Source organism: Kocuria sp. NBRC 114282 (genome assembly GCF_030268385.1).
Classification (GTDB): Bacteria; Actinomycetota; Actinomycetes; order Actinomycetales; family Micrococcaceae; genus Kocuria; species Kocuria palustris.
Genome location: NZ_BSQO01000001.1, coordinates 103,121 through 115,995, shown reverse-complemented (window position 1 = coordinate 115,995; position 12,875 = coordinate 103,121). Strand labels below are relative to the sequence as shown.

The window sequence follows — 12,875 nt, the reverse complement described above, 5'->3', positions numbered from 1 at the left end:
CTGCTGATGAATCTGCCCCGCCAGACGCCTCAGCGGCCCCGGAAGGCCCAGGGTGCGATCCGGCGCAGCACGCGACCGACCCGGCTGCTCAGGGAGTGCTCCTTGATCCGCTGCTCGGCCTCCTGGGTCAGCTCCCGCTGCGCCTGCACGGCCTCCAGGAGCTGACGGTTCTGCTCGAGCATCTGCTGCTGGCCCTCCTGCATCTGCTCGAGCCGCTCGCGCAGATCCTGGATCTCCCGCGCCATCCACAGCGGCAGGCCGATCCCGTTCTGATCGGTCCATTCGCGCAGGTGCCGCTCGCGCACCGCAAGATCGTGCTTCTCGTGCAGGGCCTTGCCCGCGAACATCGAGTTGCCGTCCGCGCCGAGCGCGCTGGGGCGCTGATGCCAGAACGCCAGGGGCCGGCCCGGCAGGAAGCCGATCGTCGCGCTCGAGGCGACGCGCAGATTGAACTCCCAGTCCCCGGCGGCCGGCAGGGACTCGTCGAAGCCCCCCACGAGCCCGTGCAGGCTGCGACGGTAGAGGAAGCAGATCGGCACGCCCCGGTTGATGCTCAGCAGCTCGCTGAGGGTGATCGCGCTCTGCTCGGCCCAGAACAGGGCGCGCCCGGTCTCGCGCACGCTCTTCTGGCCGTCGTGGTCGTCGATCTGCTCGTAGACGATCTCCGTGCGGGCCATGACCCCGGCATCTGTGCACGACGGCCGCTCCAGGAAGGCGACGGTGCGCTGGAGGAACTGGGGGTCCCAGGTGTCGTCGTCGTCGTGGATCACCACGAACTCACTGTCCGAGGCGGCCACCCCGCGGTTGGAGGCGGCCTCCATGCCGACGCTGCGGCGGTGCGAGAGGATCCGGCAGCGTCCGCGGAAGCGCTGCTCCCGGGCGTCGACGAGGCGCTGCACGGGCTCGGGATCGCCGCCGTCGTTGACGATGACCAGCCGCCAGTCGGCCAGGGTCTGGGCCAGGACGTCGTCCAGGGCGCGCTCGAGCAGCAGCGGGCGGTCCTTGGTGCGCATGATGATCGCCACGGAGGCCGCCGAGCCCTCTGCGACCGGCGCCTGCGGATCCGTCCAGTCGCGGCGCAGTGCGCGGGAGAACTCGGTGCCGGCCCCTGCCGCCGGGACCTCCGGCACCTCCGCCGGGCCGGGCAGCGCCCCGGACAGCCCCACCAGGACCCCGTCCCACCAGGCCGCGGCCGTCTCGCGCACAGCGGCCCGACGCGCCAGCAGATCGCTCCAGAACTCCCGGTGGCCCTCCACGGCCTCCTGCGTCCAGCGCTGCGCGGCCTGATGCGTGTCCCATGCGGCCTCGCGCGGGGTGATCAGCGCAGCCAGCGGGACGACCTGCCCGGAGATGCCCCAGGTGCGCAGGGCGCCCTCCATGCGCACCTGGGAGTAGCGGTCCACGGCGATCGGCAGGACGGTCGCACCTCCGGCCAGGCCGAAGACCAGCGGGTGATAGCGCGAGCTCACCACGTAGTCGGCGCTCAGGGTGCGCCGCAGGCTGTCCTCGGCGTCCTCGATCGGACGGTGGGCGGCCGCATGGCGCATCCGGGCGGCCACGAGCCGGTGGAAGGCCTCGTCGCCGTCGTGCTCGCCCGGACGGGCCAGGTGCGGCACGAGCTCCACGGCCCCGCCGGTGCGCTCGACCAGCGCGTCCAGCACGACCGCGTAGACCTCAGCGGCCTCATGCTCCTCGAACGGGCCGGCGCCGGGGGCGAAGGTCGCCACGATCCGCGGGGCGGTGGGATCGGACAGCGCCTGGGCCTCGACGTCCTCCGCAGCAGCGCCCGCGGCCGGGCTGCCCGAAGGGGAGGCCTCAGCTGATGGCGCCTCCGCGAGTGGCTGCGCCGCGGCCGTGGAGCCGCCGGGCGCCGCAGCCTCGCTCTGCGGGGTGTTCCAGGGCGCGGAGAGCACCTCGAGCGCCCAGCCCACCGAGTCGTCGGGGCACGCGCGCAACCCCGGATGCCCGGGGCACAGCTGCTGCGCCAGCGCCAGGGAGTCCGGGTCGCGCAGGCCCACGAGCACCGCGGTCTCGAGCATCTTGGCCAGCACGGGGCGGTCCTGCTCGCTGAGCTCGGGGCCCAGGGTCTGCCCGCTGATGACCACGGGAAGCCCCAGGCTGCGAGCGATCTCGACCACGGCGGCGCGCTCGCTGAGCAGCCAGCCGTAGCGGGAGTTCATGTTGCCGCCGCCGCCGATCAGCAGCGCGTCCACGCCGCGCAGGGCCTCGATCAGCGCGAAGACCTGATCCTCCGGCGGAAGGGCGTCGGTGCGGCCGTCGAGCACCTCGCGGATCTCCCCGAGGTAGCGCGCGCGATCCTCCGGGGGCCAGGGGAAGCGCGGGGTGGGCACCGGCACGACCGACTCGAACCGAGCCGCGGTGTGCTGCGGATCCCGGGTGAGCATCACGGGCTCCTGGATCCCGCGAGCGCGCAGGGCAGCGACGGCGGCGTGGCCCATGGCCTCGTCGCCCACGTGGTAGTCGATCTGTCCGACGTCGACGAGGAGGGCTGCCTGCATGGCAATGATCCTCCCACAGCCGCCTCGGTAGCTGCCGGGCGGCAGCGGCGAGCGCCCGGAGGGCTCAGCCTCCCCGCGTGAGGTCCTGGCCGTCGGCGGTCTCGGGATCCTCCTCGGGGTCGTCATGCAGCACGGGCGCGGGGCGTCGGCCCTCCGCCTCGTCGAGTGCGGCCAGCGCCTCGATGAGGCTGAGGTGGGAGCTCACGTGCGGCATGTTGCCGAGCATCCGGCCCCCGTGGTCGGGATCGCCGTCGTAGGCGGTCGAGAGCAGCCCCAGATCGGTCGCCCGGCGCAGGACGCCGGCGAGCGTGCGTCGGGCCTCGTCGAGCTGGGAGCTGCGCGCCTGGTAGGCCGCCAGCCACAGCGTCACGCCGAAATGCGGGCTGTCCGGGCCCTCGAAGCCGTCCTGGCCGATCTGCGACTCGAAGTCGGCGGGATCGGAGCCCGGCGGCACGGACACGTTCTGGTAGCGGCGCAGCAGCCCGGACTCGGTGCCGAGCTCCTCGACGATGCGCTGGGCGGTGCGCACCATCCGCTCGTCCTCCCAGTCCACGAAGCCCAGGGAGGGCAGCTGCAGCAGCGAGGCGTCGACGCTCTGGGCGCCGTAGCGCTGCACGAACGTCCCCACGGCGGGGTCGTAGCCCGAGGTCCAGATCTCGAGCGCGAGCTGATCGCGGTGGGTCTCCCAGAGCTGCAGGTCGCCGTCGAGCCCGTGCGTGCGCACGGCCTCCACACCGGCCTGCAGCGCCGCCCACATCATGACCCGCGAGTGCGTGTGGAACTCCCGGTCCCCGCGCATCTCCCAGATGCCCTGGTCCGGCTCCTCGTACGACGCCACGACGTGACCCAGCAGCGCCTTCTGGATCGGCCAGGACAGCTGATCCTCCTCCAGCCCGCGGCGGCGCAGCCGCTCGAAGGCCACGAGCAGGTAGCCCGCGGTGTCCGACTGCAGCTTCCCGGAGCTCGAGTTGCCCACGCGCACCGGGCGCGAGCGCTCGTAGCCCGGCAGGTCCACCGTGTGCTCGGAGGTCTCCCGCTCGCTGCCCACGCCGTACACGCTCTGGATGTCCTCGGCCGGCCCGGCCACGGAGCGCAGCATCCAGTTGCGCAGCTGCAGGGCCTCGCGGTCGTGGCCGTGCTCGAGCATGACCTGCAGCGCCTGGGCGGCATCGCGCAGCCACGAGTAGCGGGCATCCCAGTTGCGCTCGCCGCCGATCTGCTCCGGCAGCGACATCGACGGCGCCGCCACCAGACCGCCGCTGCGCTGGTGCATGAGCGAGCGCACGACCAGCAGGGACCGGCGCACGGCCTCCTCGCGCTCCTCGAGGCTCAGCAGGGGATCGGGGCCGTCCTCCTCGGCGGCGGCTCCGCCGTAGGTGGGCGCGCCGTCGCCGACGTCGCTCAGCTCGACCTTCCCCTCTGTCCGCTGCGTGTTCTCCCACTGCTCGTCCCATTCGCGCCAGGTGTCCAGGGCGGTGCGCAGCTCGTCGCCGGCATCGACGGGCGGCGGCGGGGTGCGGTGCGACTCGAAGTGCGTCAGCACCAGGTCCCGGGTCTGACCGGCCGAGACGGTGAAGCGCGAGACGTGGCGCGGGCCGTTGTCGTCATCGATGCGCTCGGCGGGGACCTCGCTGCGCAGGACCATGGCATCGGCACCGGCCAGGGCGATCAGCTCCTCGTCGCCGATCTCCCCGGTCTCGGGGTCCTCCAGGCCGGCGAAGTGCGAGATCCAGGGGGTGATGCGCCCGTAGTCGAACCGCAGGCGCAGGTCCTGGACCATCTCCACGTCCCCGGTCAGGCCCTCGATCCGCCGGACGACGTTCAGCTGGGTGTCCAGCGGCATGAAGTCGGTGACGCGCACCGAGCCGGTGTCCGTGATCCACACGGTGTGCAGCACGAAGGTGTGCTCGGCGTAGAAGCGATCGCCCACGCGGCACTGATCGCGCCACTGCTCCTCGGGCAGATCACGGCCGTCGTCGTCCACGGTGGCGGACGGCGCCAGCAGCCAGCGGCCGTGGTCGGCATCGCCCAGGATCGCTCCGAAGACCGACGGGGAGTCGTAGCGGGGCACGCACATCCAGTCGATCGAGCCGCGCCGCGAGATCAGCGGCCCGGTCTGCATGTCGGAGAGCAGCGCGTAGTCCTCGAGGGGGGAAGCCATGGCACCAATCTGACATATCCGAGCCCACTTCGAGCACTCGGCCCGGGTGGAAGGCGCGCGGGGCGGCGGGCTCGACGATCTCCCGGTCATCGAGCAGCCGCCCCGCGGCCCCGCCCGCCCGTCAGGACGCGCGGGCACTCTCCCCGCCCGCGGGCCTCGGTCTCCCGGCCTCGGCCCGCGGCCCGGCCGCCCTTGCCCGGGGCGACCGCTCTCCGCCCGGCGGATGCGGGCGGAGAGCCTCTGCGCCGCGGCCCCCGCAGGGACCGACGACGAGTCATGCACCGAGCCTGCGGCGCGCACGGCGTCGCAGCTCGGAAGTCTGTGCGCTGAGCGCGGCCAGGTGGCCGCGACCCGACGCGGTGCGGGTCAGTCCCGCTGCTGGGCGGAGGATCTGCGCAGCAGCGCGAGTCCGCCCACGAAGGACCCGGTGGCCAGCAGCGCCAGCACGAGCCGCTGAGCGTCGCGCTCGGAGGACAGCTGCGGTGCCGAGCCGGCGGCGGACAGCCCGCTCTCCGAGGCCGGCACCTGCTGGGAGGCAGGCACGACGGCGGGGCCTGCCGCGACCGTCTCCGCCTCCGGCACCTGCTGCCGGGCCACGGAGATGTCGATGCCGTCCATCGACCCGACTGCGCGCAGCGCCTCGGCGCCGGCGAGATCCGGGCTGTCGCCGTACCAGGTGCTCAGGGCCTCGTCCTCATGGCCCGACTCCCAGACGGTGGCCTCGAGCAGCACGGGCGCTCCGGGCTGGACGGCTCCCTGCAGCAGGTAGTGCCCCTCGGAGTCGACCTGCACCGACCCGAGCGACTCGCGCTGGCCGTCGATGCCCAGGGCGAAGGCCTCGACCTGCGCCGTCTCCCGATCGCTGAGTCCGTCGACGATCCCGGAGATCTCCAGCGGGACGGACAGGCCCTCCTGCGCCGCGGCCGTCTCGACGGCGGCCGGAGGCGCCTGATCGAGGGCCAGGGCGGGAGCCGCAGCGCCGACCAGCAGCAGCGGGACGGCGGCGGTGATGATCTGGGCGGAGCGTCGAACGGACATCATGTCCTCCTCGGTTCGTGTGCTAATGCAATCGTTGCATATGTACATCACGAATGCAAACATTTGCGGAGGGTTCGTCACGCCAGAATGCGTCGAGGCCGCACTCGCGCCTCCCATCAGTCCTGATGGGGAGCGCAGGTGCGGCCTCGACTTCGGGGCTGCTGCGGGTCAGCTCACTGCTCGGGGTGGACGCGCTGGCCGAACTGCGGGCCGCCGTCCTCATCCCCCGGCTTCTTGCGGGAGTCCTCGGAATCCTTCTGGGCCTCCCTGGCCGCCTTCTGCTCGCGGGTGGCCCGGCGCTGGGCGTAGAGCTTGGCGGAGGAGCGGTTGACGCCGGTTCCCTCGCCCAGGGAGGGGTCGTTGGGCTTCTCGATCATCATGAGGGTCGCGCACACCACCACGGAGGCGATGAATGCGATCCCGCCGATGATCAGCCCGAGGTCCAGCCGCAGGCCCCCCTCAGTCCCGCCCGCGCCCACGACCGAGGCGATGCCGAACGCCACGAGCCCCAGGACCGCGGACACCGCCAGGGGTGCCTTCACGTCCGGGGTGCGGCGCTTGGACCGTCGGTTGTCTCCAGCCACGGGGCTGTCCTCCTGAAGTCGTCGTCATGCGGGCTCGACGCCGGCTGCTGGGCCTCGCGCGGAAGGCGAGCCGTCGAGCGGGTGGGGCTCCCGCGCGAGCGTCGATCGGACGCTCGGGCACGCAGGAGGCACACCGTTCCAGTCTACTCCGCGCCGCGCGGGTCCGGATCGGCGGGGACCCCGCAGGAGCGGGACTCATGGCGCAGGGTGAGACCGGCGAGCAGCAGCAGGACCCCCGAGATGATCGCAGCGCCTCCCACGACACCCAGGATCGCGTGCGGCCCCAGCCCGGCCACGAGCAGCACGCCGATCGCGGCCGCGGCGGTGACGAGACCCACGATCTGCCAGTCCTTGGCCAGGGGATGCAGGCCGCGGCGCGACGTGCCCAGCCAGCCCTCCGGCAGGCCGACCAGGAACAGCACGACGGAGGCCACCAGCGCCAGCATCTCGGCGGTGGACGGGATCATCACCACGGCGATGCCTCCCAGGACCCACATGATCCCGGTCGAGCGCGGCACGGTGGCCAGTCCGCCCAGATCCAGGCTCTCGTGGTCACGGGAGCGCAGATCGCCCCACAGCACGCTGGCGCCCACGGCGGCCATCCAGAGCCCGAGCAGCCAGATGCTGAGGCCCAGGCTCGGGTCCGTCACGAAGATCGTGCAGGCGGCGAAGGCCAGCGTCAGCAGGGCGCGCACCAGGGTGGGCGCGACCAGACCGCGCAGGGCTGCGGGTTCGTAGGACACGGGCACCAGCTTCCGGGGACGACAGCGGCGGGGCATCCGCAACGGGATGCCCCGCCACTGTAGTGCGAGGTCCTGACGGCGCAGCCGCTGAGTCGGCTCAGGCGTCGAAGCGCGCGCCGCGGGGATTCGGCTCCAGCACCAAGAAGTACAGGAGGATGAACCCGCCGACCATCGGCACGAAGGAGATGAAGTACCACCAGCCGGAGCGATCAGTGTCGTGCAGGCGGCGGACGGTGGCCGCCAGCGTCGGGAGGAACGTGGCGAGCCCGAAGAGTGCGAGCAGGCTGTAGAGCAGCATCGCCACCACCGCTCCCCCTGCACCCACCCCCGCCGCGGTATTGCTGCCGGTGGAGGCGCCCGCCGTGGAGGCGATCAGAATGATGATGATCAGCACCATCACGACCATGCTCAGGGCGAACAGCACCAGCGCGGGCCACCAGTACTGGGAGCGCGAGGCTCGCCCGGAGAACTGCACATACTTCCGGAAGTAGTCCTTCACCGCCTCGGCGAGGCCCATGGGCTGGCCGGGCTGGGTGCCCTGAGGCAGCTGGACCCCTCCGCCGTACCCGGGCTGCTGCTGGTACGGGGACGAGTGCTGGGGCTGGTACTGGTACTGGGGCGTGCTCATGAGTGCCTTTCGCCGAGCTGAGGTCACGGTGGGGGCACCGACCCGGAGCCGGCAGACCGTATCCGCAGGAAACTGATGCGAGGACATCCTTACTCAGCAAGCGTGGAATTTGCAATCGACACACCTGGATGCGTCGCAGATGACGTCTCGGCAGTCGCAGGCAGGCCCCGCCCCGCCGAATCTCCCGCACACGATGGACCCCGGGGCTCGGAGCCGATCAGCTCCGAGCCCCGGGGATCCGCCCGTGAGGCTGAAGACTCAGCTCTTGTCAGCCTGCGCCCGGTTCGGCACGACCATCACGGGGCACACGGCGTCGACCAGCACGGCCTGGGAGACCGAGCCCAGGAGCAGTCCGCGGAAGCCGCCGCGGCCGCGCGTGCCCATCACCACGAGGTCCGCGGAGGCGGAGGCCTGCACGAGGGCGTCGGCGGGGCGGCCCGAGAGGATGTGGATGCTGGTGTCCAGACCGGAGAACTGCTTGACGACGTCGTCCTCGACCTCCTGCAGCATGTTCCGCGCCGGCTCCGTGAGCTGCTCCGAGACCGCCTGATCGAGCTCCGCGGAGCCCGAGGGCAGGGAGGTCACGGACGGGATCACTGTCACGAGCGAGAGGCCCTTGCCGTGGGCCTGGGCGTACTCGGCCGCCTTCCGGACCGACGGGGACTCCAGGCCGAGCTTGTCGACGGCCACGACCACGCGGCCGGTGAAGTCGCCCTGGGTGGGCTCGATGGTCTCCGGCAGGACGATGACCGGGCACTCGGCGTGGGCGGCGGTGGCGGCGGAGACGGAGCCCAGGCGACCGCGCAGACCGTGCAGGCCGCGCTTTCCCAGGACCACCAGGGAGCTGTCCCGCGATTCGTTGACGAGGACCCCGGCGACGTCGCCGCGCTCCAGGACGCCCTGGGCGCGCACGCCCGCATCCTTGGCCTTCTGCACGCCGCGGCGGGCGGTCTGCTCGGCCTCGTCCTCGATCTTCTCCAGGAACGGACCGGTGATGGCGGCATCCGCCACGACGGGGCGACCGGTGGAGACCACCACGGTCAGCTCGCCGTCCAGGGCCTTGGCCTCTCCGATGGCCCAATCCAGGGCCTTCTCCGCGAACTCGGAGCCGTCATAGCCGACGAGGATCTTCTGGGTCATCGCTCTGCCTTTCCACGCTGAAAGCCGGTGGAGAGGCCCTGTGCGACCTGGCGGATCGGGCCCGGAGACCGTGCCCCTTGCGGCGCCGCTCCTGACTGCCTCTCCACCTTCATTCTATGACAGCGCGCACATCCGGGCCCGTTGTGATGGCAACCGACGGCATCCGCAGATCACCTCTCGAGATGGGCTCCAGGTGCGCCCGGTCGTCGCGTCGGCAGGCCCCGGCCGGACGCCTCTCCACCGCCCACGCATCGACGGATCACCGAAGCAGGTGATGCGCCCCGCGGTGTCAGTCGAGCGGCGCCGCCGCCCGCAGCGGCTCAGGCCTGAAGCAGCCAGCGATCCCCTCGGGAGCGCACTCCGAGCGTGACCCCGCGAGCTCCCATGTAGCCGAACGCGTAGGCAATCCACAGCAGCACCAGCCCGAGCGAGCCGCCGAGATCCGCCAGCACCAGTGCTGCGAGCATCGGCAGGTAGACCACCAGGTTCACCACACCCGCCAGGGCCAGGTAGCGGGCGTCGCCGGCTCCGATCAGCACGCCGTCGAGCACGAACACCCAGGCCGCCAGCGGCTGGCCCAGGGCGACCACGATCATCCCGAGCGCGAAGAGCCGCTGGACGTCGGGCGAGGGCGTGAGCAGGGGCGCGGCCAAAGGCAGGACCAGCCCCACCACGAGCCCGGTGACCACGCCGAAGACCATCCCGAAGCTCACGATGCGCCGCACCAGGACGCGCACGGCCTCTCGGGCCTCGTCGCCGTCGGGGCCCTCGGCGCGGGTGTCCCGAGCACCGGTCTCCTTGCCCACGAGCGCCTGCGCCGCGATGGCCAGGGCGTCGAGCGCGTAGGCCATGACGTTGAAGATGGTCATGATCAGCTGATAGGCCGCGAGGTTCTCGGCCCCCTGCCGGGTCGCGACCACGACCGTGAGCATCAGCGCGGCACGCAGGGAGACGGTGCGCAGCATGAGCCACGAGCCCACCCCCATCAGCGCTGCGACCCGGCGCGGGGAGGTGGCCATGCCCACGCCCTCCGCCCGGCAGCGCCGCCCGAGCATGACCAGGTACACGGCGGCCATGGCCCACTGCGTGAGGCTCGTGCCCAGCGCCGCACCGGCCACGCCCATGCCGACTCCGTGCACCAGCGTCACGTTGGCGCCCACGTTCAGCGCAGCACCCGCCATGGCGATGACCAGCGGGGTGCGGGTGTCCTGCAGCCCGCGCAGCACGCCGGTGGCGGCGGTGACCAGCAGGATCGCGGGAAGCCCGGGCAGCGACCACCACAGGTATGACGAGGCCTGCTCCAGCACCGCGCCCTGACCGCCCATGGCCTGCAGCAGCGGCTGCCCCAGCACGGCGCCGAGCACCGCCAGGACCACGCCCAGGCCTGCGCCGAGCCAGAGTCCGTCGCGGCCCACCGCCAGCGCCTCGCGCATGCGCCCGGCACCCAGGTGCTTGGCCACTGCGGGAGTCGTTGAGTAGGCCAGGAACACCATGAGCCCCACGGCCGTCTGGACGACCGCCCCGGCCAGGGCCACGCCGGCCAGCGGCTCGGTGCCCAGCCGCCCCACGATGACGGTGTCCGCCAGCAGGAACAGCGGCTCCGCGATGAGGGCGCCGAAGGCAGGCACGGCGAGTCCGAGGATGCGCCGATTCAGCCCCTTGCCGCCCGGCACATCGCTGCGCTGCACCTGTCCTGCCTCCGTCGTCTTCCGCCGTCTTCGAGCGCCTGTTCGTCGCGCCCCGTTGCTAGCCTTCCACAGTATCCATCCAGGGCCTCTCGGCCTGACCCGCATCCCCCCAGGAGGTCTCGCGATGGCCCGCTCGTCCGGCGGACGCCCCGTGCGCTCCTCCCACCCGTCGTGGCCCCCGCTGCGCGTGCGCGCTGTGCTCAACGGACTGGTCGCAGCCGCGGCGGGCATCGGACTGCTGTGGCTGACCTGGGGAGCCCTGGACTTCACGGTCTACGACGCCTCCGGGGTCCCGGCTCCCGTGCGGGTCATCGCGCTGTGGTTCGCGGTCGGGCTGCCTATCGCCTGGCTGGCCATCGGGCTGCACCTGCTGGTGGCCGCGATGTTCAGCTCCGACCGCGTCCTGCTCGCCCACGGCTCCGCCGAGTGGGAGCCCGGGGCCCAGGACGACGTCCTGCGCGGCGTCCGCGTGCGCCGCTGGCGGCTGGGGCTGCTCGGCGGTCGTCGCGTCTCCGCCCCCACGCTGGGCTGGCTCCCCGAGCTCTCCCCGTACGCCCTGGCACCACTGGGCGGCGGGATCCTCACGCTGCTCGTGATGCTGGCCTGGATGGCCCGCGGCTACGGCGCCGGAGTGATCGCGCTGATCGCGGCGATCCTATGGCTGGGCTGGCGGCTGCTGCGCGGCTGGCAGGCCTGGAGCGACGTCCGCGACCACCGAGCCCGCCCGCGCTCTTCCCAGGAGCCGGACCCCACCCCGGACGAGGTCTGGGAGGACGAGGAACGGGACGACGACTGGCAGGACGAGCCCGAGCCCGCACGCAGCCGCGCCGAGGACCTCGACTCCATCGCCGGGATGCCCCGCTACCGGGAGGATCGGCCGACCGCCGCGAGCATCGCCGCGACCCGGCGGGTCGATCGCGCCGAGGAGGACGACCCCACTGCCGCTCTGCCGCTCTACGTGGACGACGACGAGCACCGCAGGGCCTCCGAGGACGGTCCGCAGACCGCCCCGCTGCAGACCGTGCCCGCACGGGACGAGCCCCTGCGCCGCGGACGTCGCGGCAGGCGCGGGGCACGCGGGGACTCAGAGCACGGCTCTGCGGACGACGGCCCGCCGGAGGTGCTGGTCGATCGCTCCGTGCAGCGCGCGATCCGCGCCAAGCAGGCCCGTCGCGGCGCACCCGTGGAGCAGCAAGAGCCCGCGCGCGGCCGCTCCGGGCGCGGTCGAGGAAGCGGCCGGGGGTCTCAGCGCCCGGGCCCGGCGGCCGCGGACGAGCAGCCCCAGGGCCTGCGCGTCTACCTGGGCCAGCGCAGCCACCAGGGACAGGAGGATTCCGGGACGCGGGCCCTGCACGAATCCGCGGGCCAGCGCATCCGCCGCGAGGACCGGGTCCCGGCCCCGCGCCCCCGTCCGACGTCGCGGCCGACGCGCTCGGACGAGCCCTTCGACCAGGACCGTCCCTCACGCCGCGGCGGCGCGCCCACGGCGGCCGATGCGATGGACGAGATCTACGGCCACGACGACCACGCGCCCTCGCTGCTGTCCTACCTCTCCCGCCGCCGCGACGACCACGCCGGCTGAGGGCCTCGCGCGCAGCTGCCCGCCGCGCGCGTGAGAAGCGCCCGCCGCCGGCTGCTCCGGGGGCGCAGGGAGGCTCTCGCCGGCGGCCGCCTCTGTGCTCAGTACCCGCGCAGCTGCTCGATCTTGCGACGGTCCTTCTTGGTGGGCCGCCCTGCACCCCGGTCGCGCTGCGGCACCGCGGAGCGCAGCTGGGGCGGCGGCGGGGTCGAGCGGTCCTCGTAGCACTCCCGGGCCACCGGGGCGCCCACGCGCTTGAGCAGCAGCCTGCGGACCACGATCTCCTGCTGCCAGCCCGGGCGCCTGACCGTGACCGTGTCCCCCACGCGCAGCGCCTGCGCCGCCTTTGCGGGAGCACCGTTGAGCCGCACGTGCCCGGCCCGGCAGGCCGTCGTGGCCTCCGAGCGGGTCTTGAAGATCCGGACGGACCATAGCCACACGTCCAGGCGGACGGAGGCTGGACCGTTGTCAGGGGCGGTGCTCATGGCGCCATCCTCCCATTCGGGAGCCGTCGAGATTCCTCGCGATGTGGCCTTGCTCACAGCAGCAGACAGGAGTAGCGTCTGGCGCACCACAGGTCGACAGACGGGAGTGCGAATGGAGAAGGCATCCATCAGCGGGACCGACACGGGCAGGGCTGCAGAAGCCGCGCAGTGAAGGCCGGAGCAGACCGCAGCAGCCGAACCGGTTGACGATCGAGCCCAGCACAACGGGAGACGGGTCATCAACACACCGGCGGCTCGCATGCGGCGCAGGCGATAACCATCGAGAAGAGCACGGTGGCAAGCCGACCCC

10 protein-coding genes are annotated in these 12,875 nt (G+C 72.7%); 1 reads left to right on the top strand and 9 read right to left on the bottom strand.

Translation table 11 applies throughout. From position 1 onward, the window contains the following. Positions 1–29: 29 nt before the first annotated feature. From QSJ40_RS00590 to QSJ40_RS00555, 8 genes are all read right to left on the bottom strand, one after another. Positions 30–2,519 carry a polysaccharide pyruvyl transferase family protein gene (locus QSJ40_RS00590; RefSeq protein ID WP_278857105.1) on the bottom strand — a complete coding sequence of 830 codons (2,490 nt, stop codon included), beginning with the start codon at positions 2,517–2,519 and terminating at the stop codon, positions 30–32. 64 nt (positions 2,520–2,583) lie between these two features. After that, complete coding sequence (locus QSJ40_RS00585; RefSeq protein WP_278857106.1) at positions 2,584–4,680, bottom strand: glycoside hydrolase family 15 protein; 2,097 nt, start codon at positions 4,678–4,680, stop codon at positions 2,584–2,586. Positions 4,681–5,046: 366 nt separating this feature from the next. Continuing rightward, positions 5,047–5,721: a hypothetical protein gene (locus QSJ40_RS00580; RefSeq protein WP_058871958.1), complete on the bottom strand. Its 675-nt coding sequence runs from the start codon at positions 5,719–5,721 to the stop codon at positions 5,047–5,049. 170 nt (positions 5,722–5,891) lie between these two features. Further along, positions 5,892–6,302 carry a hypothetical protein gene (locus QSJ40_RS00575; RefSeq protein WP_024289621.1) on the bottom strand — a complete coding sequence of 137 codons (411 nt, stop codon included), beginning with the start codon at positions 6,300–6,302 and terminating at the stop codon, positions 5,892–5,894. Positions 6,303–6,445: 143 nt separating this feature from the next. Beyond that, positions 6,446–7,045 carry a DUF308 domain-containing protein gene (locus tag QSJ40_RS00570; protein ID WP_278857107.1) on the bottom strand — a complete coding sequence of 200 codons (600 nt, stop codon included), beginning with the start codon at positions 7,043–7,045 and terminating at the stop codon, positions 6,446–6,448. Between the two features lie 97 nt (positions 7,046–7,142). After that, entirely contained in the window at positions 7,143–7,673 is a 531-nt protein-coding gene (locus tag QSJ40_RS00565; protein WP_278857108.1) for a DUF805 domain-containing protein, read from the bottom strand. Between the two features lie 258 nt (positions 7,674–7,931). Further along, positions 7,932–8,813, bottom strand: a complete 882-nt coding sequence (locus tag QSJ40_RS00560) for a universal stress protein (protein ID WP_024289619.1) — start codon at positions 8,811–8,813, stop codon at positions 7,932–7,934. Between the two features lie 320 nt (positions 8,814–9,133). Then, positions 9,134–10,501 carry an MATE family efflux transporter gene (locus tag QSJ40_RS00555; RefSeq protein WP_053448041.1) on the bottom strand — a complete coding sequence of 456 codons (1,368 nt, stop codon included), beginning with the start codon at positions 10,499–10,501 and terminating at the stop codon, positions 9,134–9,136. Positions 10,502–10,625: 124 nt separating this feature from the next. Between QSJ40_RS00555 and QSJ40_RS00550 the strand changes: the two genes are divergently transcribed. Continuing rightward, a complete protein-coding gene (locus QSJ40_RS00550; protein WP_285728342.1) occupies positions 10,626–12,083 on the top strand; it encodes an MFS transporter in 1,458 nt (485 codons plus the stop codon). A gap of 98 nt (positions 12,084–12,181) precedes the next feature. Here the strand turns inward: QSJ40_RS00550 and QSJ40_RS00545 are convergent, their stop codons facing one another. Next, positions 12,182–12,565 (bottom strand): RNA-binding S4 domain-containing protein, encoded by a 384-nt coding sequence (locus QSJ40_RS00545; RefSeq protein ID WP_006214070.1) that lies wholly within the window; start codon positions 12,563–12,565, stop codon positions 12,182–12,184. Positions 12,566–12,875 lie beyond the last annotated feature (310 nt).